This is a genomic window from Mesorhizobium sp. M1D.F.Ca.ET.043.01.1.1, from assembly GCF_003952385.1.
In the GTDB taxonomy this organism is placed as follows: domain Bacteria; phylum Pseudomonadota; class Alphaproteobacteria; order Rhizobiales; family Rhizobiaceae; genus Mesorhizobium.
The window spans coordinates 2,819,502-2,843,195 of record NZ_CP034444.1 but is presented as its reverse complement, the minus strand read 5'-3'; the positions used below and the strand labels follow the sequence as shown (position 1 = coordinate 2,843,195).

Below are 23,694 nucleotides of genomic sequence, written 5' to 3'. Positions count from 1 at the left end.
CGGTCGCCTACATCAGTCTTTGCCCGTCCGAGCCGAAATAAAGCGGCGAGCGATAGCGGATCGTCACCTTGTCTCCTTTTGCCAGCGCCGTGTCGGGATCGGTGAGCGTCACCAGCTTCTTTGCGCCCACTGTCACATGCAGATGGTTCTGGTCGCCGAGATGCTCGACCCAGTCGACGACGCCGTCGGCATGGCCGTTCGCCGCCTTCTCGATCGACAGATGCTCGGTGCGGGCGCCGATTGTCTTCGTGCCGGTCGGCGCGCCGCCGTCAGGCAGCAGGCCGGCCGGCAAAAGGTTGATCGCCGGCTGGCCGAGGCGGGCCGCGACATGCAGGTTTGCCGGCTCCGAATAGATCGCGCGCGGGGTGCCGATTTGCACCAGTACGCCTTCAGAGAGGATGCCGATGCGGTCGGCCATGGTCATCGCTTCGATCTGGTCGTGCGTGACATAGAGCATGGTGGCGCCGAGCTCGGATTGGATGCGTTTCAGCTCCAGCCGAAGGTCGCCACGCAGCTTGGCGTCGAGCGAGGACAACGGCTCGTCCATCAGGTAGATCGCGGGCTTGCGCACCAGGGCGCGGCCGATAGCGACGCGCTGCATCTCGCCGCCCGACAGCCTGGTCGAGCGGTTGTTGAGCTTGTGGTCGATGCGCACCATGCGTGCCACTTCCTCGACCCGGCGGCGGATCGCCTCTTCGGGGAAGCGCCGCGCCGGCGAGCGCAGCGGGAAGGCGAGGTTGTCGAAGACCGAAAGATGCGGGTAGAGCGAGTATTGCTGGAAGACGAAGGCGGTGTCGCGCTCGGCCGGCGACAATGTCGTCGCGTCGTGCCCGCCAATGCGGATCGTGCCGCTGTCCGGCCGCTCCAGCCCGGCGATCAGCCTGAGCGTCGTCGTCTTGCCGGCACCGGTCGGGCCGAGCAGCACGACGAACTCGCCGTCCTTGATCTGCAGGTCGAGATCGTTGACGGCAACGGTGTCGCCGAAGCTTTTGGTCACACCGTGGACCTGGACGTCAGCCATGACGCGCCTCCGCTGCCTGATCATGCATGGCGGTCTTCACCGCGCGGCCCGAGCCTTTCTCGAACAGCGACAGCCGCGCGCTGCTCAGCGTCAGCCCGACCTGCTCGCCGGGGTTCAGATGGATGCCGGCCGGCACCCGCGCCTTGATGATGCCGTCGGCCGTCTCCACCGCGACGATCTGCGTGGTGCCGAGATATTCGGTGCCGTAGATCGCGCCGCGCAGCTTCGAGCCGTCATCGAAGCGGATGTGCTCGGGCCGGATGCCGAGCGCCATGTCGGCGGGCGCGATGTCCTCGCGCACCTCCGGCACCGCGACCTTGGCGCCCTGCACGACGATCTCCTTCGCGCCCCTGGCGAGCCCGCCGCCGAAGCGCAGGAAATTCATCGGCGGCGAACCGATGAAGTCGGCGACGAACATCGTCGCCGGTCGGTCGTAGATTTCGCGCGGGCTTCCGAACTGCTCGATGACGCCGTGGTTCATCACCGCAATCTTGTCGGCCATCGACATCGCTTCCATCTGGTCGTGCGTGACATAGACGGTGGTGGCGTGGATGCGGTTGTGCAGCTCGCGCAGCTCATGCACCATCAGGTCGCGGAATTCGGTGTCGAGGGTTCCGAGCGGCTCGTCCATCAGGAAACATTTCGGCCGCCGCACGATGGCGCGGCCGAGCGCGACGCGCTGGCGGTCGCCGCCGGCAAGGCCGGAGACGGATTTGTCGAGCAGATGGTCGATGCGCAAGAGCTTCGCCGTCTCCTCGACCCGCGCGCGGATCTCGGCCGAGGGCATGCCCTGCGCCAGCAGCGGGAAGCCGATATTCCGGCGCACGTTCATGTGTGGATAGAGCGCGAAGAGCTGGAAGACGAAGGCGATGTCGCGCTCGCGCGCCCGGCGCATGGTGACGTCCTCGCCGCCGAGCAGTATCTTGCCGCCGGTCGGCAATTCGAGGCCGGCAATCATCCTCAGCGTCGTCGTCTTGCCGCAGCCGGACGGGCCGAGCATGACGAAGAACTCGCCATCCTCGACGACGAAGTTGGAATCCTGCACGGCGACGAACTCGCCGAAGGCTTTCCTCAGATTCTGAACGCGGATCTCGGCCATGGCTATTCCGGGAATTTCGAGACGATGATGAACATTGCCGTGCCGGCGAGCATGGTGACGAAGGAATAGCTGTAGAGCGCCAGCGCGAAGGACTGGAACAGCATCAAGAAGCCGATGGCGATGATTGCCGTGGCGATGTTTTCCATCAGGCCGCGCCTTGCCCAGGTCGGCCAGCGGGATTTGCGTCTTGCGGGCTGGATCGTGCTCATTTGCGCACCGCGCCGAAGGTGATGCCGCGCAGCAATTGCTTGCGGAGCAGGATGGTGAAGACCAGGATCGGCACCAGGAAGATCGTCGTGCCTGCGGCCACCGCCGGCCAGTCCTGGCCGCCTTCGCCGATGATGGTCGGGATGAAGGGCGGCGCCGTCTGCGCCGTGCCGGACGTCAACAGTGCCGCGAAAGCATACTCGTTCCAGGCGAAGATCAGGCAGAAGATGGCGGTCGCTGCGATGCCGGTCGTCGCCTGCGGCAGCACGGTGCGCCAGAAGGCCTGCAGCCTGGTGTAGCCGTCGATCATCGCCGCTTCCTCATATTCGCGCGGGATCTCGTCGATGAAGCCCTTGAGTAGCCAGACCGCCAGCGAGACGTTGACCGCTGTGTAGAGCAGGATCATGCCGAGTGCGGTGTCGGAGAGGCCGAGCTCGCGGTACATCAGGTAGATCGGGATCGCCACCGCGATCGGCGGCATGAAGCGCGTCGACAGGATGAAGAACAGAAGGTCGTCCGCCAGCGGCACCTTGAAGCGCGAAAAGCCGTAGGCCGAGAGCGTGCCGAGGAACACCGCGCAGAACGTCGAGCCGAAGGCGATGATCAGCGAGTTGACGAAGCGCGGCAGGAAGTTCGACGGCCCGGCGATGACCATGTTGCGCTTGCGCACCGTCTCGTCGCAGAAGCCGGTCGCCGGTCCGAGCGAGTTGATGTACTCCGGCGTCTGGCGGGTTCGGGTCGTGAACAGGTTGCAATAGCCCTCGATGCTCGGCTGGAAGACGATCTTCGGCGGATAGGCGATCGAATCCGGCGGCGTCTTGAAGCTGGTGGCGAAAATCCACAGCAACGGCACGATCGAGATAAGCGCGTAGCCGACGACGAGCACCCCTGCGAGCCGCTTCGAGTTCGACGACGGCGCGACGACGGAATGGGCGGTGGTCAGGCTCATCTCTGCTTCACCTTGTTGAGCGCCTTGACGTAGATGTTGGCCAGCCCGAACACCGCGACGAAGAGGATGATGGCGAAGGCTGAGGAATAGCCGGTGCGCCAGCTTTCGAAGGCCTGCCGCTTCAGCGTGATCGAGGCGACCTCGGTGGTCGAGCCTGGCCCGCCGCCGGTCAAGAGATTGACCATGTCGAACATCTTGAAATTCTCGATGCCGCGGAACAGCACCGCTAGCATGATGAAGGGCAGCGCCATCGGCAGCGTGATCGACCAGAACTGCCGCCAGTTGGAGGCGCGGTCGACCTCGGCCGCCTCATAAATGTATTCGGGGATGGAGCGCAGGCCGGCGAGGCATATCAGCATCACGTAAGGCGTCCACATCCAGGTATCGACGATGATGATCGCCCAAGGCGCCAGCTCGACATTGGACAGCATCTGCACATTCGTCGGCGGAATGCCGGTGACGAAGGAGATGACGTAGGAAAACAGCCCGATCTGCGGCTCGTAGAGGAAGCGCCAGAAATTGCCGACCACCGCCGGCGACAGCATCATCGGCACCAGGATGATCGTCGTCCAGAAGGCATGGCCGCGGAATTTGCGGTCGATCAGCCAGGCCAGCGTGAAGCCGATCACCGTCTGCAAGAGGATCGTCCAGAACACGAAATGCGCGGTGGTCTGCATGGCGATCCAGATGTCCTGGTCGCCGAGGATGCGCCGGTAGTTCGAGAGCCCCAGGTTTTTCACCACTTCGTTGGGGCGGTTGGCGCGGAAGTTGGTGAACGACAGATAGATCGCCCAGAACAGCGGGAAGATGTTGATGGCAAGCAGCAGGAGGATCGTCGGCGAGATGAACAGCCAGGCGAGGCCCTTGTCGCTGATGCCCCGGATCGTCTTGGCCAATGGTTCCGGGGTCGCCCGGGCAGCATTGTCCGCAGTCCGATTGAGCATGGTTAGTCCTGCTTCGGTCACGGTAGCTCTCGACAATGGAATTTATCTGAACTGCGTCCCGTGCCAAGGGCGGCACGGGACGCCTCGATCAAGCTCGGGAGGAGCCTTACATCTTGCCCCGACTACATCTTGCCATCGTCCTGGAAGACCTGCGTCCAGTCCTTGACGAGGCCGTCGAGCGCGTCCTTGGCTGAGCCCTGGCCCGCCACCACATAGTCATGGAAGCGCTTCTGCGAGGCCTGCAGCAGCGGTGCGTAGCTTGGTTCGGCCCAGAAGTCCTTCACGATGGCCATCGAGTCGAGGAAGGCCTGCGCGTAGGGCTGGCTGGACGGGAACTTCGGGTCCTTGACGACGGAGTTCAGGCAGGAATAGCCGCCGAGCGACCACCACTTGGCCTGCACGTCCTTGTTAGCGAACCACTTGATGTATTTCAGCGCCGATTCCTGCTTGTCGGAATAGGAGACCACTGAAATGCCCTGGCCGCCGAGCTGCGCGAACTGGTCGCCATCGGGGCCCTTCGGGTTGACGAAGTAGCCGATCTTGTCGCCGCCGACATTCTCGTCCTTCTGCAGGCCGGGCCAGGTAAAGGCGAAGTTCATATGCATCGCCACCTGGCCGGATTTGAAGGCGTCGACGCCTTCGCCCATGTAGCTGTTGGAGGCGCCGGGCGGCGTGCAGCAATCATAGAGCGCCTTGTAGAATTCCAGGCCCTTCACCGATTTCTCGGAGTTGACGAACCCGTCCATCTCATAGGGCTTCTTCGGGTTCTCGTACTGGAAACCGAAGCTGTAGAGCACATCCATGGCGCCCATGGTGATGCCTTCCGAGCCGCGCTCGGTGTAGATCGAGGCGCCATAGACGGTCTTGCCGTCGATCTGCCGCTTCTGGAAGAACTCGGCAATCTGCTTCAGCTGGTCGAAGGTGGTCGGCGCGGCGAGGTCCCAGCCATACTTCTCCTTGAATTCCTTCTGCAGCTCGGGCCGCGAGAACCAGTCCTTGCGATAGGTCCAGCCGACCACGTCGCCCATGGCGGGCAGCGCCCAGTAGTTGGGCGAGTTCTTCGGCCATTCCGAATAGCCGACCACGGTCGCCGGCACGAAGTCGTCCATGCTGATCTTCTCCTTGTCGAAGAAGTCGTTCAGCTTGACGTAGTGGCCGTTCTCGGCGGCGCCGCCGATCCACTGGCTGTCGCCGATGATCAGGTCACAGAGCTTGCCGTGCGAGTTCAGCTCGTTGAGGAAGCGGTCGGCGTAGTTGGTCCACGGCACGAACTCGAACTTCATGCCGATGCCGGTTTCCTTGGTAAAATCCTTGGACAGTTCCACGAGCGCGTTGGCCGGATCCCAGGCCGCCCAGCAAAGCGTCAGGTCTTCCGCATGCGCGGCGTTCGAGACGGCGGTCGACGCGGTGATCGCCGAGGCCAGACCCAACGCCAGTTTCAAGGTCGATTTCATGCCTTCCTCCCATTTGCGAAACACGTCCGGATGACGGTTTCAAGAGCCCTCGACCCTCGCTCCTCCGAGGGCCTGAACATGGCGCGCGATGCGCCGCCGATGTTTAGTAATTTGTTTAGTGATGCTCTTTTTACTAAACAACGCAAGCGAATTCGTTGCTGCGCCGCAGCATGGCGAAAAGGGTGGTTGAAATCATTGGGAAATAGCCGCGGGCTGCTTCAGCCGGATCGTTCGTCAGCCGGCTCAGAGCAACTCAGGAAAGGTGTGAACGCTCTAGCTGACCGTCTTCGTGCTGACCGTCACCGGCCGGATCGGCGGCGCGGGCGGCAGCAATTCGCGGATGTCGGCGAAGGGGAAGACAGCCTCGAAGCGGAAGGCCTCGGCCAGTGCGTCGGGCGCGCCGTTGCATTGCCCGGCCCGGAACGCGTTCTGCGTGCGCGCGCCTTCGAAGAAGCGTTCCGGATCCTGCGAGCGATGCGCGCGGATCGCTTGCGCCTTGATGTCGCAATGTGCGGAGATGTCGACATAGTGCGTCGGCGAAAAGCCGGTGCCGCCGAGCGTGTCGGCATGCAGCACCGGCACCGCGAAGGACGCGGCGATGCGCACGCCGTCCGCCAGCGCCCGGTGGTCGCCGTGATAGTCGTTCGGCGCGTGGGTGATCGCGAGATCGGGCTTGACCTCGCCGATCAGCGCCTTCAGCGCGCCGATGAGCGCGGCGTCCGCGACCAGCGCTCCGTCGGGGAAGTCGAGGAAACGCGGCGTGACGCCGAGCAGGCCGGCCGCTTCGGTCGCCTCCTCGCGCCGTGCCTTGACGAGTGCCGTCGGATCGCCCTTGCCGCCCTTGGCACCGTCGGTGGCTACCGCAAAAGTCAGCTCTGCGCCTAGCGCCTTGTAGGCAGCCAGCGTACCGAACATGAATATCTCGATGTCATCGGGATGAGCCCCTAGCGCCAGTATCTTCACTTGCCTCTCCCGGAAATCGAAACGTGCCGAACGGAATCCTGCTCGCCCTGATCGCCTATGCAAGCTATTCGTGCAGCGATGCCGTCATCAAGAGCCTCGGCGGGCAGTTCACCGTCTTCGAGATCGGATTCTTCGTGACCTTGTTTGCCGGCTGTTCCCTGTTCTTCACCCGCCCGGCCGATGAGCGGTGGCGCGACTTCTGGCGCACCAAACGGCCATGGGCGGTGCAGGCGCGCGCCTGGGCAGGCATCGCGTCGGGCGTGCTCAGCGTCTATGCCTTCACCACCATCCCGCTTGCGGAAGTCTACGCGCTGATCTTCCTGGCGCCGCTGCTGGTCACCATTCTTTCGACCGTCATCCTGAAGGAAAGCGTCGGACCCTGGCGATGGCTTGCCGTCGTCGCCGGCTTTGCTGGCGTCATGCTGGTGGTGCGGCCGGGCTTTCGCGAATTGCATCTCGGCCATCTCGCCGCCTTCGCCAACGCCTTCCTGGCGGCAACCAGCGTTATCCTGATGCGCTCGCTCGCCCAGCAGGAAAAGCGCACGACCATGCTGGGCACGCTGATCGGCTGCGGGTTGCTGTTCAACGGGGTCGGCGCGGTCGCGACATCTTTCTCGCTTCCCAATATCGGGCAATTGGCTTGGCTGGTGCTGGACGGGATCTTCACCGCCGGCGGTCAACTGCTGCAGCTCCTGGCTGCCAAATACGCTCCGGCCAACCGGATCGCGCCGACGCATTATTCGCAGATCGTCTGGGCGGTTGTGCTGGGAGCGCTGTTCTTCAAGGAATACCCCGATGCGCTTTCCCTGGTCGGCCTGGCCGTCGTCGGCGCCTCCGGCTTGCTGACCATGGTGCGCGAGGAGGTGCGGCTCGGCACCGTGCGCTGGAACCCGTTCACGCGCACCAGGCTGTGACTTGTCGGGGCGGTTGCGCGCTGTGCATTGCCGCTGATATGCGGGCGCCATGAGGACAGGACTTCTGCCGGAACTCCCGGTCACCGCCGTGCTGCCGGCGCTCGGGCAGGCGCTTGAAGGCGGCAACAGCGCCGTGCTGGTGGCGCCGCCCGGCGCCGGCAAGACGACGCTGGTGCCGCTGGCGCTGCTCGATGCGCCATGGCTGGGTTCGGGTCGCATTGTCCTGCTCGAGCCGCGCCGGCTGGCTGCCCGCGCCGCCGCCCGCCGCATGGCCGAGCTGCTCGGCGAGGAGCCCGGCGGCACCGTCGGCTACGCCATGCGCATGGAGAACCGCACTTCGGCGCGGACGAAGATCCTCGTCGTCACCGAAGGTGTTTTGTCCCGCATGATCCTCGACGATCCGGAGCTGCCGGGCGTCTCTGCGGTGATCTTCGACGAATTCCACGAGCGTTCGCTCGACGGCGATTTCGGCCTCGCCCTGGCGCTCGACGTGCAGGGGGCGTTGCTGCCGGAGCTGCGCCTGCTGGTCATGTCAGCGACGCTCGACGGCGCGCGCGTTGCGAAATTTCTTTCAGGAGCACCGGTCATTGAAAGCGAAGGCCGCGCCTACCCGGTCGAGATCCGCTATGACGAACGTCCGGCCGGCGTGGCCATCGAGGACGCGATGGCCAGGGCGATCCGCTCGGCTTTAGCCACCGAACAGGGCAGCGTGCTCGCCTTCCTGCCAGGACAGCGTGAGATCGAGCGCACGGCTGAGCGGCTTCTGGGCAATGTCGCGGCCGACACCGATATCGTCCCGCTCTATGGCCAATTGGACAACAGGGCGCAGGACGCGGCGATCAAACCGGCGCCGGCCGGCCGCCGCAAGGTGGTGCTGGCGACATCGATCGCGGAGACCTCGATCACCATCGACGGCGTGCGCGTCGTCATCGATTCCGGCCTGTCGCGGCTGCCGCGCTACGAGCCGGCAAGCGGCCTGACGCGGCTGGAAACCGTGCGCGTCAGCAAGGCTTCCGCCGACCAGCGCGCCGGCCGCGCCGGGCGCACGCAAGCCGGCCTCGCCATCCGGCTGTGGCGCGCCGAGCAGACGGCAGCGCTTCCCGCCTTCACGCCGCCGGAAATCCTCGAGGCCGACCTGTCCGGCCTGTTGCTCGACTGCGCCGCCTTCGGCGTTGCCGATCCGTCGAGCCTGTCCTTTCTCGATCCGCCGCCGGGGCCGGCGCTCAACGAGGCGCGGGTGCTGCTGCGCGCGCTCCACGCCATCGACGACGCCGGCCGGCTGACCGAGGTGGGTGCTGCGATGCGCAAGCTGGCGCTGCCGGTGCGGCTCGCGCATATGGTGGCGGAAGCGGTGAAGGGCGGACAGGCGCTCGAAGCGGCGACTCTTGCGGTGCTGCTTACCGAGCGCGGACTCGGCGGCGACAGCGCCGATCTGGAACGGCGGCTGATGCGCTTTGGCAGCGAGAAATCGCCGCGCGCCAATGCCGCCCGGCAGCTGGCCGAACGCCTGGCGAAGCAAGCCGGCGGCGGAAAAAGCGCTATGCCGGTTCCGGCCGGCGCGCTCCTCATCCACGCCTGGCCGGATCGCGTCGCCAGGGCGCGCGGCGAGCGCGGCCGCTTCGTCCTCGCCAACGGCTCCGGCGCCATGGTCGACGCCGCCGATCCGTTGGCCGGCGAGACCTGGCTGGTCGTCGCGGATCTGCAAGGCAAGGCGCAGAATGCCCGCATCACCGCCGCTGCTCCCGTCGACGAAGCCGACATCCGTGCAGCACTTGCCGACCGCATCGAGACGAAGCGCGAAACCGGCTTCGACCGCGAGCGGCGCGCCGTGCGCGTGCGCGAGACTGCGCGCCTTGGCGCCATCACGCTTGCCGAGCGCATGCTGCCGGCACCATCGGGCGCCGATGCGGATCGGGCAATCCTCGATGCGCTGCGCGAGCACGGCCTGTCGCTGCTCGACTGGAGCAAGGAGGCCAAGGCGCTGCGCCAGCGGCTCGGCTGGCTCCATCGCGGCCTCGGCGCGCCCTGGCCCGATGTGACCGACGAAGCGCTTCTCGGCCGCCTCGACGACTGGCTGCTGCCGTTTCTCACCGGCGCGGCGTCGTTCTCCGCTATCAACTCCGGCGCGCTCGCGGCCGGGCTGCTGTCGCTGGTCCCGCACGCGCTGCAGCGCAAAGTCGACGCGCTGGCGCCGACCCATTTCGACGCGCCGTCGGGCAGTCGGGTGCCGATCCGCTATGACGGCGAATGGCCGGTGCTGGCGATCCGCGTGCAGGAGTTGTTCGGCCTCGACCGCCATCCGGCGATCGCCGGCGGCACCGTGCCGCTGACGCTGGAGCTGCTGTCGCCGGCGCATCGCCCGATCCAGACGACGCGCGACCTGCCCGGCTTCTGGCGCGGTTCATGGGCGGACGTGCGCACCGACATGCGCGGCCGCTACCCAAAACATGTCTGGCCGGAAAACCCGCTGCTCGCCGCCGCCACCAGCCGCGCCAAGCCAAGAGGGACGTAGGTTCGTGCCGCTTCGGCAGGCCATTAGCGTTAGTGGGGCAATGTGCGTTGGCGATTGGCGCAAACGCCATCACTTCGTCATCCACGGGCGGAGCAAGGAGCGAAGCGACGCGCGTAGACCCGAGGATCCATTCCGTTACCTTGACCGTAAAATGCAGCGGAACAGAATTCTGAACCATCGCAAAGCCTCGAAGTCACGGAATGGATCCTCGGGTCTGCGCTCCGCTTCGCGTCGCTCCGCCCGTGGATGACGAAGTCGCGAGCGGCCTCGGCCAATCCCGAATGTTCATGATAGTGAACCGAGACGAACGGTGAAACACGGCTGCCAAACCCGGTAAGTCGCCTTCACAGCGCCACTAGCGCTCACCCTCCTGCGGTTATAATCGTAAGTCGATGATCAACATCCTGCGCGCGCCCGATTCCCAGCAGAGCCAGCGGCTGCGGCTCAACACGCTGATCCGCCTGCGCTGGCTTGCCATCGTCGGCCAGAGCGTCGCGGTGCTGGTCGTCGCCTACGGTCTGAAATTCCCGCTGCCGGTCTCGATGTGCTTCGCGCTCATTGCCTGCTCGGCCTGGATGAACCTCTGGCTCACCTTCCGCTATCCGGCGGCGCACCGGCTGACTCCGCTCTCGGCCTTCGTCATCCTGACCATCGACAGCCTGCAGCTGGCCGGCCTGCTCTATATCACCGGCGGTTTGACCAATCCGTTCTCGGTCCTGCTCTCGGTGCCGGTCGTCATCTCCGCCGCGTCGCTGCCGCTGCGCCTCACGGCGGTGCTCGGCGCGCTGGTCATCGTGGCGGCCACGCTGCTTGTGTTCTTCCACCTGCCGCTGCCCTGGTACGATTACGCGCCGCTGCCGATGCCCTTCATCTATGTCGCCGGCATGTGGATGGCGGTGTTCGCCTCGATCGCCTTCACCGCGATATACGCCTTCCGCGTCGCGGCGGAGGCGCGCCTGCTCGCCAACGCGCTCGCGGCCACCGAGCTGGTGCTTCAGCGCGAGCAGCATCTTTCCGCGCTCGACGGGCTTGCCGCCGCCGCCGCGCATGAGCTCGGCACGCCCTTGGCCACCATCACCGTCGTCGCCAAGGAAATGGAAAAGGCGCTGGGCGAGGACCCGAAATTCAGCGAGGACGTGAAGCTGCTGCGCTCGCAAAGCGAGCGTTGCCGCGAGATCCTGAAGCGGCTGACCAGCCTGTCCTCGGAGGGCGAGGCGCATCTTTCGCGCCTGCCGCTGACCTCGCTGGTCGAGGAGGTGACGGCGCCGCACCGCGACTTCGGCATCTCGATCCGGCTGCGCCCCGGCGAGCGCATCGGCCCGGAGCCGGTCGGGCAGCGCAGTCCCGGCGTCATCTACGGGCTCGGCAACCTGGTCGAGAACGCCGTCGACTTCGCCAAGAGCACGGTCACCGTCAGCTGGAACTGGGACAATGAGGAGGTCTCATTCTCCATTATCGACGACGGACCGGGCTTTCCGCCGGAGATCATCGACCGCATCGGCGAGCCCTATATGTCGACGCGCCAGGGAACTGAGGCCGGCGGCGGCCTCGGGCTCGGGCTTTTCATCGCCAAGACCCTGCTGGAGCGCTCGGGCGCCACGACCGATTTTCGCAATTCGAGCGGGCTCGGCGAGGGCGCGGTGGTGCAGATCACCTGGCCGCGCGGCGTCTTCCTCAACCCCGAACAGTTGTCCGGAACCATGTTCGACAATGCCTGAGCGTTGCGTTTGCTGCATGGCAGGTCTGTTGCCGGCTGTAAAAATTGGACATTGCTGTTGCAGAATTGTATCTGCGTAAAAGTAAGGCAGTAGGATGCTGATGAGATGAGCGCAGACGAAACCACTGGCGCAATGGTCGAAGGCGAGGACACCTCGCTGCTGATCGTCGACGACGACAAGCCGTTCCTCACCCGGCTTGCCCGCGCCATGGAAACCAGGGGCTTCGCGGTCGAGACGGCGGAAAGCGTGGAGGAGGCCGTCGCCAAGGCGCGCGCCCATCCGCCGGCCTATGCGGTGGTCGATATGCGGCTGGGCGACGGCAACGGCCTCGACGTGGTCGCCGCCATCCGCGAGAAGCGTGACGATTCCCGCACCATCATCCTGACCGGCTACGGCAACATCGCCACCGCGGTGACCGCGGTGAAGCTCGGCGCCGTCGACTACCTGTCCAAGCCGGCCGACGCCGACGATGTCTTCGCGGCGCTGACCCGCACCGCTGGCGAGCGCGCGGCGCCGCCGGAAAACCCGATGTCGGCCGACCGCGTGCGCTGGGAGCACATCCAGCGCGTCTATGAAATGTGCGACCGCAACGTCTCCGAGACCGCCCGCCGGCTCAACATGCACCGCCGCACCCTGCAGCGGATACTGGCCAAGCGCGCGCCGCGCTGACCTGCGTGCGTCGCCAGCGGCGCTTGCGCATCATCCGGCAACACTATCCTGGCCGACGGGCCATGTGACGGAGGGGACATGCGCGACGAGCGGCCGAAATCGATCCTTCGCGAATTCCTCGACGGCGAGGCGGCCGGCGGCATCATCCTGATGGCGGCAGCGGCGCTGGCGCTAATCGTCGCCAATTCGCCGCTCGCCGATACTTACTTTGGCGTGCTCCACGCCTATCTCGGACCGCTCAGCGTCTCGCACTGGATCAACGACGGGCTGATGGCGGTGTTCTTCCTGCTGGTCGGGCTGGAGATCAAGCGCGAGATGCTGGACGGCCAGCTCTCGACCTGGCCGCGCCGCGTGCTGCCCGGCATCGCGGCGGCGGGAGGCATGGTGGTTCCGGCGCTGGTCTATGTCCTGATCAACCGCGACAATCAGGCCGCCCTTTCCGGCTGGGCGATCCCGACCGCCACCGACATCGCCTTCGCGCTCGGCGTGCTCTCGCTGCTCGGCAATCGCGTGCCGGCCTCGCTGAAGGTCTTCCTCACCGCCTTGGCCATCATCGACGACCTCGGCGCTGTCATCATCATCGCGCTGTTCTACACCAGCGGCCTGTCGCTCGCCTATCTGGCGGCGGCCTTCGCGGCCATCGCCGTGTTGATCGTGCTCAACCGCATGCGGGTGATGAAGCTGTTGCCCTATCTCGTGATCGGCGCGGTGCTGTGGGTGCTGGTGCTGAAGTCGGGCGTGCATGCCACGCTTGCCGGCGTGGCGCTGGCGCTCACCATTCCGCTCGAGCGTTCGCCCGGCATCGGCCGCGATCTGGAGCATTCGCCGCTGCACCGGCTGGAACACGGCCTGCACAAGCTCGTCCCCTTCATCGTCATCCCGATCTTCGGCTTCGCCAATGCCGGCGTGTCGCTCGGCGGCCTGAGCCTCGCCGCACTTGTCGAGCCGCTGACGCTCGGCGTCGCCGCCGGCCTGGTGCTCGGCAAGCTGGTCGGCGTCTTCGGCTCCTCGGCCCTCGCCATCCGGCTCGGCCTCGCCGACCTGCCGGTCAATGCCGGCTGGCTGCACATGCTGGGCATCTCGCTTCTGTGCGGCATCGGCTTCACCATGAGCCTGTTCATCGGCCTGCTCGCCTTCGCCAGTGACGCGGCGCTCCAGGACGCGGTGAAGGTCGGCATTCTTGCGGGTTCGCTGGTTGCGGCACTGGTCGGCGCCGCGGTGCTGCTGGTCGCGCCGGCGGTCGGAGAAACTGAAGAGGCGGAAGACTAGACTAAGCTGGCGGCAGGCCGAAGGCGGCGAACAGGTCGGGTCCGAGCGGCGGCACATAGATCGTCAGTGAAGCAATAGCGCCGCCGTCAGGCTCGATGACATGCAGGGAGTGCGGTCGCCACGCTTGATCCTGATGGCTCCGCGCGTAGACACCGGCGGCGGGCTGGCCGTTGGCCCTGGTGGCCACCGTGCGATAGCCGGCAAAATTGCCCCACACGGTCGCGAGGAAGCCGCGGATTGCCTCGCGGCCGTAATACCATTCCCGCCATGGCGGCATGTGGTAGGTGGCGCCTTCCCGCAGCAGGTCGACGAGGCCGTCGAGATTGTCGGCCTGCCAGGCTTGCATGTAGCGTTCGAGCAGCAGGCCCTCCTGCTGGCTTGGCCGTGACGGCTGCGAGGGGCGGCCCTCGGGATATCGCTCTCCAAGCTTGGCGCGGGCCCGCTGCAGCGCGCTGTTGATCGAGGCGGTCGACCCGCCCAGCAGCTGCGCCGTCTCGACGGCGGACCATCCCAGCACGTCGCACAGAAGCAGGGCGGCCCGCTGCCTTGGCGGCAGGAGCTGGATCGCCGCGACGAAGGCGAGTTGCACCGCCTCCCGGGCCTCGTAGCGTGCCTCCGGACCGGGCTCGATCGCGGCGAGGTTCGGAAGCTCGCTGTCCGGATAGGGCTCCAGCCAGGCGATCTCGGCGGCGGGTCCGCCGCTGGCCGATCCGTCGGAGGGCGCTCGTCCGGGCAGTTCCAGCATGCGGCGCGATGCTGCTCTGGCCTTGATGGCGTTGAGGCAATTGTTGGTGGCGATGGCGTAGAGCCAGCCGCGCGCCGAGCCCCGCCCATCGAATTGCAACCTTGCGCGCCAGGCGCGGAGCAGGGTGTCCTGGACAAGGTCCTCCGCCTCGTTGAGCGAGCCCATCATCCGGTAGCAGTGCAGCTTGAGCTCGCGCTTGTGCGCCATGGCCAGGCGCTCGAAAGCCAGCCGATCGAGGATCGGCTGGCCTGACCGGCCCAGGGGCTCGAGAGGGTCAGGAGCGTCAGTCATGCGGGGCCCGCGATGCTGGAGTTGGCCGGGATCCTGCGCGCCTCATGCCGCCGCCGCAAGTCCTGCGCCGCTGACCGCGAACGAGCTGCCCTGCGGCGTCGCGGTGGCAAGCTGAACCACCGCGCGCCCGACATCGGCCGGGGTCTGCATATCGGTCAGGCTGGCGAGAAAGTCCGTCGGGCGAATGCCCATATAGGCCGAAATGCCGTCTATGCCGCGATCGCCGACCCCGGTGCCGGGCATGATACGCATCGGCGAGAGCGCCATGAAGCGCAGGCCGAGGCCGAGCCGATCCGATTCCTTTTGGCAGTGGCCGGCGAGGAACACCTGCATGCGTTTGGCGCCGCCATAGCTGCCGGAATTCGGCGGCCCGCCGCTGAAGGCCGCCCCGCTGGAGATCAGGATCACCCGGCTGCCCGGCTTCAGCCGCCCCTGGAGCGCTGCCCTGCAGAACAGGAACGACGCCTTGACGTCCATCTCCCAGTTTGCCGAGAACACCTCCCAACTCTGCTCCTGCACCGGCGCGGACGGGGCAAGCGCGCCCGCCGAGACCACCAGCACGTCCGGCGCAAGCGCCTCGAAGACCGCCTCGGGCGCCGTCTCGTCCGTCGCATCGGCCGCAAGCGTCCTCACGCCGGGCAATTCCCAGCCGAGCTGTTTGAGGTCCGTTGCGCCGCGGGCGACGGCGAGCACCGCCGCCCCTTCGCCAAGCGCTGCTTCCGCGATCGCGCGGCCGACACCTCGGCTGCCTCCGATGACGACGACATTCTGACCTTTCAACGATGCCATGGATCACCTCTTTTTCCTGGCCGCCGGACCATCCGGACGCGCCATGCAGGTAAGGACAGCCGGGGCAAGCGGAAATCATCGGTGAGCGTCAAACAATTTTCACGGGCGACCGCAAAGGTCGCGGCACTCTCCCCTCTGCCCGTCTACGGGGAGAAGGTCCCGGCAGGGGGATGAGGGGCGGCGCAAGCGCCGCAGGCGAAGCCTCAACAGGCCGAATGAGCCGGTCTATTCGCTCTCGCCGTCGAGCGCCGGCACCGCGACACCGGCAAGCTCCGCAGCCAGCAGTCTGGCCGCGCCCGCGCGGGCGATCCTCAGCATCAGCGCTTTGCGCGTCGCGGCCGCCATGCGGTGCTCCGGCGCTTCGCGCAGGATCTCGGCGCCATAGCCGTCGGAGAGGATGAAGCCGCATTCCTCCGGAAAAATCTCCTGCGGCACGCCGGGATGGGTGGCGAAGAAGAACCGGTCCGAATGCAGCCGGTAGTCAGGCCATTTGCGGTCGACGCGAAAATCCTCGATCGAGGATTTGATCTCGATGATCCAGATGTCGCCCTGCCGGGTCAGCGCGACGAGATCCGCGCGGCGTCCGGTGGCGAGCGACAGCTCCGGCAGCACATGCGCGCCCATTTGGCTGAGCAACCGCTGCACGCCGCGCCGCACCAGCATGGCGCGCTCGGACTGGCGTCCGTCGATCAAGGGGTTGAGGGGAATCGGGGAAACGAGTGGCATGGCCGGCACCATGCCAGATTTTGTTCACGGTTTGAACCCGCCCCGACGCGGCGATTATATATTTGACAAACCAAGACTGTAATAGGGATTAATTCCGGACAGGCCGGCATTCAGGTAATAGCCTGTTCACGATTGGCAGCAGCGGAACCTTTTCGCGACATCGCCGTTTGGCGGCGATGGAAAATGGCGACGAATATCTTTCCGTCATCAAGCGAGCCGAAGAGTTGCGGCTTGAAAACAGGCGCATGCGGTTGGAAGCTTGGGCTCAGATCGAGCAAGCCATGGCGCTGAGGCAGCAACTGGCCGCCCTTCGGAGCGAGACGGTTGCACGCATTGTCACAATCGAGACTTGACCATTATTCGAACGGCCCTAGCTTCTTTCCATCGCCGGTAACCATCCACTGGACATCATTGGCGCCTGAGAGACAACCAACGCGCTCCCGTCTGAGAATGGGAGAGCGCTGTGCGCCAAGACAGATTCCCCGCGCGGGGTGCGCGCGATTCAAATCAAGAACTGTTGGTTCGAACCAGTAGAGTGTCGATCCATCGTTCTCGTGAATTGCTGCGGAAAACCGAGCATTCGGTGCGGCCAGGGTTGCCAATCAGGACGAAGACCATTTCCGATAAGGAAGACCGCGAGCGCTAGGCTTCCCTAGCTTCCGATCAGCGCCACAGTGTCTCCAAAAGCCTTCTGGCCTTCATAAAGACTCGCGAGATTGGTCGTGTAGAGATATAATCCCCCAGTTCGCGGGGAATGGTCTTCGCCCCCGCCAATGAGGGGCACATGGCGAATTCAAAACCCTTGTCGGCAATGGATGCCGAAATCATAAAATCAGCGTTTCACAAAGAGGTCCGGGACAAGAAACTGCCCGAGAGCCAATGGCGAGACTTCGCTGCGCAACTCGTCCAGACCTACACCGGGCAGAAGGAAGTAGATCCCGACATGCTGGAGTGGATTATACGGAAGTAAAGTGCCATGCCGCGCCGCGAAACTCTCGTGCAAATGGCAGAGCGCCACGTCCGTGAAGGCGAGGCAATAATCGCCCGCCAGCGCGCGCTCATCGAAAGGCTTGCACAGGATGGTCATCCGACAGCGGAGGCCGAAGAATTCCTGCTCAAGTTCATGGAAACGCAAGCGGTGCACGTCGCCCATTGGGAGCGGCTAATAGGTCAGTCTAACAAAAAGCCCCAGCGCTAGGGGTTCTTGCGCCGGGCCAGTTCGGCCATGTACGTACAGGGTGCATGTCCGCTTATTAGATTGCGCTAATGTCGTGAACGAAGGGCGAATCGCGGCTAGTCCTTAGGGCGTCGATATGAAACGCACATGAGAGAACCTGACCCGCGAATGATGCTAGGCGTTTCAATCGCTATGGAGGTCATTGGCATCCATCTAGTTGCCAGTTCGCTCTGGGCAGGCCGGATCAGATTTGCGGGTCCCTTCGTAGAGCGGGTGCAAGACCCCTATCTCTATTGGGTCGAATTGATCTTGATCGCATTCGGTCTCGTGGCGTTGTCGCTCTGGATGCTCTACCGCGAGCGGTAAAAGCGCTAAGACGCCCCGGATTCAGCGAGCGCTTTTGAATAAGAACCAGGCGACGATGCAGAATCCCAGCAATGCGACGAAGCAGACGCCGTTTAGCCAGCCCTCTAGTTCGTATCGGCGCCAGCGCTCCCTGTAGTTCTTGTCTCGATCCAGGCTTGCCTCAAGCATCATGAGCCTGAACCGCTCTAGCGGTTTGAGCTTGCGCGGTGTTTCGTTCACGGAACAAGTGCCTTATTTGTCCTTGGCGGGCCTATTGTCCTTTGGCGGTGGCGGCTTCGCAACTTTTCTCGTTGTAGAGCCCTTCATTCTGGCTACCCGAGTTCCCCTTCGAAGATGAGTAGAACACGGTTCGACGCTTGCAGGGCAAGCCGCTTGGCTTCCTCATAGGCCGGGTCGGCATAGCAAGCCTTGGCGATTTCCAATGTCGGGAATTCGACGACGACCAGCCTGCCCGCATCGCGCGCCTCCACTAGCAAGGGCGGATTTTTCATCGAACTGAGGCGCGCTTGATACTTCTCGCCTATGGGCTTCCACAACCGTCCATATTCGGCTTGCGCTTGCTGGTCCGAAATCTCGGTGCCGATGATGAGCCAATATCCCTTCACGGTGAGGTACTCCTTGCCGCCGAGTGTTGCTGGCTAGTGCGTTTCACCGTTTCACGGAAACGGCGAAACGCCCTATCTCCTTTGTTTTTACGCAATTCCGGACGGAAAACCGCTCACACTTTTCTTGGAATTGCTCTAGCGAGCTAAGATGGGGATCGGACGCTTGTCCAGGTCCGGCGCGATGCCATCAGGCCACCCCTGCCATGTCATCCAGTATCGGGCAGTCCGGCCGGTTGTCGCCGTGGCAGGCGTGGATCAGCTTCTGCAGTGTCGCGCGCATCGACTGCAATTCGCGCACCTTCTCCTCGATCGCCCTGACATGGGCGCTGGCGATTTCGCGCACGTCGTGGCTGGCGCGGTCGCGGTCCTGATAGAGCGCCATCAGCTGCCTGCAATCGTCGATTGAAAAGCCGAGGTTGCGGGCCCGGCGCAGGAAGGCCAGCCGGTGGATGTCGTCGCGCGAGTAGTCGCGGTAGCCGTTATCGGCCCGGGCCGGCCGGATCAGGCCGATCTCCTCATAATATCTTATGGTCTTGGCCGGCAGGCCCGAACGCTCGGCAGCATCTCCGACATTCATGGCGCTCTCCTTGATCTCTGGCGCCCTTCCGGCCGCCCCATTGATTTTGCTTCACAATCCTGTGAGCCCTGTTGCCGAAATGCCGCAGTTCGGCACTTACCGGCGCGTCAACCCATGCATATAGGCAGTGCGCGCTTGGCAAGCAAAAGAAATGCCAGCATGAATGATGGCGGGAAAGCGGCCGACTCGTGCCGCTGATATAACGGCAGGGCGTCGGACCTTTCATGCGCTTGAAGTCACTTGCAATCCTCGCCGCCCTTGCGCTCTCGACCGCGGTTAGCGGTTGCAGCACCATCGGCGGGCAACTCTTCACCAACAACTATGGCGCGATGACGGATGCCGGCTATCATCTGCCGCGCATCCCGATCGAGAAGGTTCCGGCCCGCTTCCACCGGCAGGAAGTGCGCTACGACACTTCGGAGAAGCCGGGCACCATCATCGTCGACACCCAGAACAAGTTCCTCTACTTCGTCGAGGGCGACGGCCTGGCGATCCGCTACGGCATCGGCGTCGGCCGCGAAGGCTTCGAATGGCACGGCACCGCCCATATCGCGCTGAAGCGCGAATGGCCGACCTGGACCCCGCCTTCGCAGATGATCAGGCGCCAGCCCGAACTCGCCAAGTTCGCCGGCGGCATGGACCCCGGCCTGATGAACCCGCTCGGCGCGCGCGCCATGTATCTCTTCAACAAGGGCGGCGACATGGGCTACCGCCTGCATGGCAGCCCGGAGTGGTTCTCGATCGGCAAGGCGATGTCGTCGGGCTGCATCCGGCTGATGAACCAGGACATCATCGATCTCTACGACCGCACCTCGGTCGGCGCCAAGGTCGTCGTGATGTGATCACGATGACCGCGGACAAAAGCTTTCGTGCGCGGACCGTCTAGGCAACAACAGACGTCCACAGACAGAAAACCGGGCTGTTGGGGCCCGGTTTTTTGTTTTTGGCGATTTGTATCGCAGCAGACGCTGCGAAAATGATCAGGCGACCTGCTCGACCTGCTGAACCTCGGGAACGAAATGGCGAAGCAGGTTCTGGATGCCGTGCTTCAGCGTCGCCGTCGATGACGGGCAGCCGGCGCAGGCGCCCTTCATGTGCAGGAACACGGTGCCGTTCTCGAAGCCGCGGAAGGTGATGTCGCCGCCGTCCTGCGCGACAGCCGGGCGCACCCTGGTGTCGAGCAGCTCCTTGATGGTCAGCACCAGCTCCTCGTCGGCCTTGTCGTAGAACTCGCCGGTCTGGCCGGATTCGCTCGCGGGAGCCGTCGAAGCCATGACGGGGGCGCCCGACATGAAGTGCTCCATGATGGCGCCGAGGATCGCCGGCTTCAGGTGCTGCCAGTCCGGCCCGTCCTTGGTCACGGTGATGAAATCGTAGCCGAAGAAGACGCCGGTCACGCCAGGGATCTCGAACAGCCGGCCGGCCAGCGGCGAGGCCTCGGCGGCCGTTGCGGCGTCGCGGAAATCGGCGGTGCCCTCGCGCAGCACTTCCTTGCCGGGCAGGAACTTCAACGTCGCCGGGTTCGGCGTCGATTCGGTCTGGATGAACATGGGTATCTCCAGGCCCTTCCCGGGCCGATAGTTTGGAATAGTTCTAAATAGGCTCTATCGGCTGGACATTCAAGCGAAACACGTCGCCCGAACGGCTGGCTGGCGGAATGTTTTTGCCGTGGCGGAGCGCTCGATCACGGCAGGCCTATCCTCCGACTTCCACGCTGAGTTGTCCACTCGTCTTCTGGATGTTGACCTCGGCTCCGTCGGCCGTCCGCCAGAATTCGAGGTCGGCGCTTGCCTCCCCGACCCGCAGCCCGCGAAGCGCGATGCGGTTGACGAAATCGGGCAAGCGCGGCCGTACGATCCGAAGCTTGTCGGCGAAGGCATCAGGCTCCAGGCCGAGGCAGGTGGTTATGAGGAACGGCACCGCTCCGGCCGCCCATGCCTGCGGGTGGCAGGCCACGGGATAGTGCACCGGCACCTGAAAATCCTTGCGCGGAAAGCCAGCCATCGCCTCGGGCAGCCGAAGATGGCGGAAATGCATTGCCGCCTCGGTGATGGCTGTGAATATCCGCAGCGCCGCGTCGTCCTCGCCATATCGTCGGCAGCCGGCTGCCAGCAGCGCATTGTCGTGCGGCCAGACGGTTCCGAGATGATATCCGACAGGGCTGTAGCGGCGCTCCGTGGTGGAGAGCGTGCGCACGCCCCAGCCGCTGAACATGTCGTCCTGCATCAGCCGCCAAACCGTCCGGCGGCCCTTGTCCTTATCGGCTATACCGGTCCACAACGCCTGCCCGGGATTTGAGGAAACGCACCCGACCTGGCGGCTTCGTGCTTCGAGCGCAAGGGCAAAGATGCCCTGCTCCTCGCACCAGAAGTCGCGGTTGAGCCGTATCCGAAGCTTTTCGGCTTCGCCGCGAAGCTGCTTGGCGCGATTGCGTTCGCCTATGCGCTCGTAAAGATCGGCGATGGCATGCTTGGCGGCAAAGACATAGCCTTGCACCTCGACAAGCGCGATCGGCGGCCTGGCGATGCCGCCGTCGGTTCTGGCGATCGCGTCGGGCGAGTCCTTCCATCCCTGATTGATGAGGCCGCTCTCGCAGGGCCGGTATTTGAGATAGCCCTCGCCGTGGTGATCTCCGGCCCTGGCGATCCAGCCCAGCGCTCTCTCGACGGGTTCCTGCAACTCGCGAAACAGCCCGAGATCGCCTGTCCAGGCCGCATAGCGGCCGAGCAGCACCAGGAAGAGCGGGGTCGCATCCACAGTGCCGTAGAACCTGGCATGCGGGACATTGTCCGCTCCGGCAAGCTCACCGACGCGCAATTCATGCAGGATCTTGCCGGGCTGCTCCTCCCGCCATCGGTCCGACCGACGCCCCTGATAGCTGGCGAGAAAGACGCAGCGTCTGGGCGGCGATCTCCGGCTGAAAGGCGAGCATTTCGAGCGCGACGATCAGGCTGTCGCGCCCGAACAGGGCGACGAACCAGGGCACGCCGGCGGCAAAATACTCGCGGCTGCCCAAATCCGATCGGAGCATCGCCAGGTCGCGCAGCGAGCGATCCATGATCCGGTTGAGCAGCAGGCTGTCGCTGTCGAGCCTCGTATGCCGCTCCAGCCATTCCTCCGAGCCGGCCTGAAGGTTTACCGCAAGGTCGTCGAGCGCGACCGTCGGCCGCTGGTTCAGGTGGTTGGCTTCGGCATCTTCCGAATATTCATGCAGCTCTATCGTTACCGCGATGATCCGTGTTTCGCCTGCCGGCACGTCGATCTGGAACTCGGCCGTGGTTTCGTGCGTGGCGTCGGGCCGGGGCGAGAAGGCGATCGTCGCCGTCCTGCGCAGCCGGTCGGCCCCGTGATAGACAAAATGCAGCCGGCCTTGCCGCCAGGCGGCCCGCTGGGGTCTGCCGAGGTCCTGCCGCACCAGCCCACGCACGTCGAAGATGTCCTGGAAACCGGCGCGGAATTGCAAGGTCAGCGGAAAGCCATGCCGCTGGTGGCCGAAGTTCTGGATGGTCAGAACCTCCCGCACGCATGTTTGCCCCGCATCGAGCATGCGCTCCCAGCGGATGCCGAGCTCATCCTTGGGGATCGTTTCTTCCCGCTCGAAATGCAGGTCGGGATTGGTCAGCTCAAAAAGCGCCGCGTAGCCCTTCTGCGCGGTCGAGGCGAGCACGATGGGCGTCATGCCAGCCAGCGCCATCCGATAGCCGCCGAGGAAGCGGCAGTCGTGGAAATAGAGCCCGAAGCCGTGCTCGCCTTTCATGGGGATCTGCGCGTCCGAAGCGACGACGTAGTAGAGGTCGAGGCTCTTGACGGTTACCGCGCCCGCGATGCTGTCGACCATTGCCGGATGGCGCTTGGCGAGCAGACGATGTCTGCGTCCATGCCGCGCAAGGGGCGGGGGCTGCCGGGCTTCCTGCCGGGCTCGTGCACCCGGCGGGCGGGGTGGCGTCGCGGCGGGTTCGGCCGCTCTGTCTTGCGGCTTCGACGTACCGCTCCGCTTCGTCTCCCGCTTTGATTTGGCCATCGGCGCTCCGTTTGGGATTGTCGTTTCGTCGACGATTCCAAATGGCGCGCCGCAAGCGCAGGCCAAGGGCCGCGTCGCAGTCCATGGTTGAGCGATTGCGCCGAAATAGCTCCAGGGACGTCGTCAGGCGGGAAGCGTCTGCCGGGTCGGGGAGAGGCCTTGGCCGATCAGGCCAGGCTCTCGATTTCCTCGTCGGAGAGGTTCTGCGGCACCACGGTGACCGGGATGGGGAAGGCGGCGCCCCGGCCGGCCACGGCGCTCACCAGCGGTCCCGGACCTTCCTTGCCGGCGCCGGCCGCCAGCACCAGGATGGCGATGTCCTGGTCTTCCTCGATCAGCTTGTGGATCTCTTCGGGCGGCTTGCCCTCGCGCACCACCAGCTCCGGCTCGATGCCGACCTTCTGGCGCACCTTGTTGGCGTAGGTATCGAGCGCCGCGCGCGCGGTCGCGTTGGCTTCCTCGCGCATGATCTTCTCGACCCCCAGCCAGTGCTGAAAATCGTCCGGCTCGATGACATAGAGCAGCACCAGCACGCCGCTGGTGCTTTGCGCCCGCTTCGAGGCGTAGGCGACGGCGCGCTCGCATTCCGGCGTGTCGTCGATGATCGCCAGGAACTTGCGGCGATGGCCGGCTTCGCGGCTGAGGCGTTTGGAGACCATGTCTATCTGCCCGGTATCA

The 23,694-nt window shown here is 64.8% G+C and carries 25 protein-coding genes; 7 read left to right on the top strand and 18 right to left on the bottom strand.

What is annotated here, in order from left to right; translation table 11 throughout:
• Positions 1-7 precede the first annotated feature (7 nt).
• The 7 genes from EJ067_RS13820 to EJ067_RS13790 all read right to left on the bottom strand — a co-directional run bounded on the left by EJ067_RS13820 (position 8) and on the right by EJ067_RS13790 (position 6,637).
• Positions 8-1,021 (bottom strand): ABC transporter ATP-binding protein, encoded by a 1,014-nt coding sequence (locus EJ067_RS13820; protein WP_126086213.1) that lies wholly within the window; start codon positions 1,019-1,021, stop codon positions 8-10.
• Entirely contained in the window at positions 1,014-2,120 is a 1,107-nt protein-coding gene (locus EJ067_RS13815) for an ABC transporter ATP-binding protein (RefSeq protein WP_126086212.1), read from the bottom strand. Before EJ067_RS13815 ends, EJ067_RS13820 begins: the two co-directional genes overlap by 8 nt.
• 2 nt (positions 2,121-2,122) lie before the next feature.
• A complete protein-coding gene (locus EJ067_RS13810; protein WP_126086211.1) occupies positions 2,123-2,329 on the bottom strand; it encodes a hypothetical protein in 207 nt (68 codons plus the stop codon).
• Entirely contained in the window at positions 2,326-3,276 is a 951-nt protein-coding gene (locus tag EJ067_RS13805) for a carbohydrate ABC transporter permease (RefSeq protein ID WP_126086210.1), read from the bottom strand. Before EJ067_RS13805 ends, EJ067_RS13810 begins: the two co-directional genes overlap by 4 nt.
• Positions 3,273-4,220: a sugar ABC transporter permease gene (locus tag EJ067_RS13800; RefSeq protein WP_126086209.1), complete on the bottom strand. Its 948-nt coding sequence runs from the start codon at positions 4,218-4,220 to the stop codon at positions 3,273-3,275. Before EJ067_RS13800 ends, EJ067_RS13805 begins: the two co-directional genes overlap by 4 nt.
• A gap of 122 nt (positions 4,221-4,342) precedes the next feature.
• Positions 4,343-5,674, bottom strand: coding sequence for an ABC transporter substrate-binding protein (locus EJ067_RS13795; protein WP_126086208.1), 1,332 nt, complete (start codon positions 5,672-5,674; stop codon positions 4,343-4,345).
• A gap of 273 nt (positions 5,675-5,947) precedes the next feature.
• Positions 5,948-6,637 (bottom strand): PIG-L deacetylase family protein, encoded by a 690-nt coding sequence (locus EJ067_RS13790; protein WP_126086207.1) that lies wholly within the window; start codon positions 6,635-6,637, stop codon positions 5,948-5,950.
• A gap of 23 nt (positions 6,638-6,660) precedes the next feature.
• On the opposite strand from EJ067_RS13790, the gene EJ067_RS13785 reads away from it, so the two are divergent.
• The 5 genes from EJ067_RS13785 to nhaA all read left to right on the top strand — a co-directional run bounded on the left by EJ067_RS13785 (position 6,661) and on the right by nhaA (position 13,719).
• Positions 6,661-7,551: a DMT family transporter gene (locus EJ067_RS13785; RefSeq protein ID WP_126086206.1), complete on the top strand. Its 891-nt coding sequence runs from the start codon at positions 6,661-6,663 to the stop codon at positions 7,549-7,551.
• A 49-nt stretch (positions 7,552-7,600) separates the two neighbouring features.
• Positions 7,601-10,063 carry an ATP-dependent helicase HrpB gene (gene hrpB / locus EJ067_RS13780; protein ID WP_126086205.1) on the top strand — a complete coding sequence of 821 codons (2,463 nt, stop codon included), beginning with the start codon at positions 7,601-7,603 and terminating at the stop codon, positions 10,061-10,063.
• A gap of 392 nt (positions 10,064-10,455) precedes the next feature.
• Positions 10,456-11,781 (top strand): ActS/PrrB/RegB family redox-sensitive histidine kinase, encoded by a 1,326-nt coding sequence (locus tag EJ067_RS13775; RefSeq protein ID WP_126086204.1) that lies wholly within the window; start codon positions 10,456-10,458, stop codon positions 11,779-11,781.
• A gap of 105 nt (positions 11,782-11,886) precedes the next feature.
• A complete protein-coding gene (locus tag EJ067_RS13770) occupies positions 11,887-12,450 on the top strand; it encodes an ActR/PrrA/RegA family redox response regulator transcription factor (RefSeq protein WP_126086203.1) in 564 nt (187 codons plus the stop codon).
• Positions 12,451-12,528: 78 nt separating this feature from the next.
• Complete coding sequence (gene nhaA, locus EJ067_RS13765; RefSeq protein ID WP_126086202.1) at positions 12,529-13,719, top strand: Na+/H+ antiporter NhaA; 1,191 nt, start codon at positions 12,529-12,531, stop codon at positions 13,717-13,719.
• Between the two features lies 1 nt (position 13,720).
• Here the strand turns inward: nhaA and EJ067_RS13760 are convergent, their stop codons facing one another.
• The 3 genes from EJ067_RS13760 to EJ067_RS13750 all read right to left on the bottom strand — a co-directional run bounded on the left by EJ067_RS13760 (position 13,721) and on the right by EJ067_RS13750 (position 16,270).
• Entirely contained in the window at positions 13,721-14,755 is a 1,035-nt protein-coding gene (locus EJ067_RS13760) for an RNA polymerase subunit sigma-70 (protein ID WP_126086201.1), read from the bottom strand.
• A gap of 42 nt (positions 14,756-14,797) precedes the next feature.
• Positions 14,798-15,544: an SDR family oxidoreductase gene (locus tag EJ067_RS13755; RefSeq protein ID WP_126086200.1), complete on the bottom strand. Its 747-nt coding sequence runs from the start codon at positions 15,542-15,544 to the stop codon at positions 14,798-14,800.
• 225 nt (positions 15,545-15,769) lie between these two features.
• A complete protein-coding gene (locus EJ067_RS13750; RefSeq protein ID WP_189510608.1) occupies positions 15,770-16,270 on the bottom strand; it encodes an MmcB family DNA repair protein in 501 nt (166 codons plus the stop codon).
• Between the two features lie 167 nt (positions 16,271-16,437).
• On the opposite strand from EJ067_RS13750, the gene EJ067_RS13745 reads away from it, so the two are divergent.
• The gene (locus EJ067_RS13745; RefSeq protein ID WP_126086198.1) at positions 16,438-16,623 is read left to right on the top strand and encodes a hypothetical protein; all 186 of its coding nucleotides are present in this window, start codon (positions 16,438-16,440) and stop codon (positions 16,621-16,623) included.
• Between the two features lie 479 nt (positions 16,624-17,102).
• On the opposite strand, the gene EJ067_RS34580 is transcribed toward EJ067_RS13745, so the two are convergent.
• From EJ067_RS34580 to cueR, 4 genes are all read right to left on the bottom strand, one after another.
• The gene (locus EJ067_RS34580) at positions 17,103-17,423 is read right to left on the bottom strand and encodes a hypothetical protein (RefSeq protein ID WP_189510606.1); all 321 of its coding nucleotides are present in this window, start codon (positions 17,421-17,423) and stop codon (positions 17,103-17,105) included.
• Between the two features lie 411 nt (positions 17,424-17,834).
• Positions 17,835-18,032, bottom strand: a complete 198-nt coding sequence (locus EJ067_RS13730; RefSeq protein ID WP_126086195.1) for a hypothetical protein — start codon at positions 18,030-18,032, stop codon at positions 17,835-17,837.
• Positions 18,033-18,124: 92 nt separating this feature from the next.
• Entirely contained in the window at positions 18,125-18,418 is a 294-nt protein-coding gene (locus EJ067_RS13725) for a DUF1330 domain-containing protein (RefSeq protein ID WP_126086194.1), read from the bottom strand.
• A 187-nt stretch (positions 18,419-18,605) separates the two neighbouring features.
• On the bottom strand, positions 18,606-18,995 hold the full coding sequence (cueR, locus tag EJ067_RS13720) for a Cu(I)-responsive transcriptional regulator (RefSeq protein ID WP_126086193.1): 390 nt from the start codon (positions 18,993-18,995) through the stop codon (positions 18,606-18,608).
• Between the two features lie 224 nt (positions 18,996-19,219).
• Here cueR and EJ067_RS13715 point away from each other — a divergent pair, with 224 nt between their 5' ends.
• A complete protein-coding gene (locus EJ067_RS13715; RefSeq protein ID WP_126086192.1) occupies positions 19,220-19,837 on the top strand; it encodes a L,D-transpeptidase in 618 nt (205 codons plus the stop codon).
• A gap of 138 nt (positions 19,838-19,975) precedes the next feature.
• Here EJ067_RS13715 and EJ067_RS13710 read toward each other — a convergent pair whose 3' ends face one another.
• The 4 genes from EJ067_RS13710 to EJ067_RS13695 form a co-directional block, all read right to left on the bottom strand.
• A complete protein-coding gene (locus tag EJ067_RS13710) occupies positions 19,976-20,545 on the bottom strand; it encodes a NifU family protein (protein ID WP_126086191.1) in 570 nt (189 codons plus the stop codon).
• Between the two features lie 145 nt (positions 20,546-20,690).
• Positions 20,691-21,812 (bottom strand): amylo-alpha-1,6-glucosidase, encoded by a 1,122-nt coding sequence (locus EJ067_RS13705; RefSeq protein ID WP_189510604.1) that lies wholly within the window; start codon positions 21,810-21,812, stop codon positions 20,691-20,693.
• 1 nt (position 21,813) lies between these two features.
• Complete coding sequence (locus EJ067_RS13700; RefSeq protein ID WP_189510602.1) at positions 21,814-22,833, bottom strand: glycogen debranching N-terminal domain-containing protein; 1,020 nt, start codon at positions 22,831-22,833, stop codon at positions 21,814-21,816.
• A 350-nt stretch (positions 22,834-23,183) separates the two neighbouring features.
• Positions 23,184-23,675, bottom strand: a complete 492-nt coding sequence (locus EJ067_RS13695; protein ID WP_126086188.1) for a universal stress protein — start codon at positions 23,673-23,675, stop codon at positions 23,184-23,186.
• Positions 23,676-23,694 lie beyond the last annotated feature (19 nt).

Excerpts from the sequence above, each read along its gene's own strand:
- EJ067_RS13815 (WP_126086212.1), bottom strand. The coding sequence starts at position 2,120 with ATGGCCGAGATCCGCGTTCAGAATCTGAGGAAAGCCTTCGGCGAGTTC.
- cueR (WP_126086193.1), bottom strand. The coding sequence starts at position 18,995 with ATGAATGTCGGAGATGCTGCCGAGCGTTCGGGCCTGCCGGCCAAGACC.
- nhaA (WP_126086202.1), top strand. The coding sequence starts at position 12,529 with ATGCGCGACGAGCGGCCGAAATCGATCCTTCGCGAATTCCTCGACGGC.
- EJ067_RS13710 (WP_126086191.1), bottom strand. The coding sequence starts at position 20,545 with ATGTTCATCCAGACCGAATCGACGCCGAACCCGGCGACGTTGAAGTTC.
- EJ067_RS13715 (WP_126086192.1), top strand. The coding sequence starts at position 19,220 with ATGCGCTTGAAGTCACTTGCAATCCTCGCCGCCCTTGCGCTCTCGACC.
- EJ067_RS13810 (WP_126086211.1), bottom strand. The coding sequence starts at position 2,329 with ATGAGCACGATCCAGCCCGCAAGACGCAAATCCCGCTGGCCGACCTGG.
- EJ067_RS13820 (WP_126086213.1), bottom strand. The coding sequence starts at position 1,021 with ATGGCTGACGTCCAGGTCCACGGTGTGACCAAAAGCTTCGGCGACACC.
- hrpB (WP_126086205.1), top strand. The coding sequence starts at position 7,601 with ATGAGGACAGGACTTCTGCCGGAACTCCCGGTCACCGCCGTGCTGCCG.
- EJ067_RS13775 (WP_126086204.1), top strand. The coding sequence starts at position 10,456 with ATGATCAACATCCTGCGCGCGCCCGATTCCCAGCAGAGCCAGCGGCTG.
- EJ067_RS13750 (WP_189510608.1), bottom strand. The coding sequence starts at position 16,270 with ATGCCACTCGTTTCCCCGATTCCCCTCAACCCCTTGATCGACGGACGC.
- EJ067_RS13700 (WP_189510602.1), bottom strand. The coding sequence starts at position 22,833 with ATGGTCGACAGCATCGCGGGCGCGGTAACCGTCAAGAGCCTCGACCTC.
- EJ067_RS13795 (WP_126086208.1), bottom strand. The coding sequence starts at position 5,674 with ATGAAATCGACCTTGAAACTGGCGTTGGGTCTGGCCTCGGCGATCACC.
- EJ067_RS13695 (WP_126086188.1), bottom strand. The coding sequence starts at position 23,675 with ATGGTCTCCAAACGCCTCAGCCGCGAAGCCGGCCATCGCCGCAAGTTC.
- EJ067_RS13800 (WP_126086209.1), bottom strand. The coding sequence starts at position 4,220 with ATGCTCAATCGGACTGCGGACAATGCTGCCCGGGCGACCCCGGAACCA.
- EJ067_RS13755 (WP_126086200.1), bottom strand. The coding sequence starts at position 15,544 with ATGGCATCGTTGAAAGGTCAGAATGTCGTCGTCATCGGAGGCAGCCGA.
- EJ067_RS13760 (WP_126086201.1), bottom strand. The coding sequence starts at position 14,755 with ATGACTGACGCTCCTGACCCTCTCGAGCCCCTGGGCCGGTCAGGCCAG.
- EJ067_RS13805 (WP_126086210.1), bottom strand. The coding sequence starts at position 3,276 with ATGAGCCTGACCACCGCCCATTCCGTCGTCGCGCCGTCGTCGAACTCG.
- EJ067_RS13770 (WP_126086203.1), top strand. The coding sequence starts at position 11,887 with ATGAGCGCAGACGAAACCACTGGCGCAATGGTCGAAGGCGAGGACACC.
- EJ067_RS34580 (WP_189510606.1), bottom strand. The coding sequence starts at position 17,423 with ATGGGCGACGTGCACCGCTTGCGTTTCCATGAACTTGAGCAGGAATTC.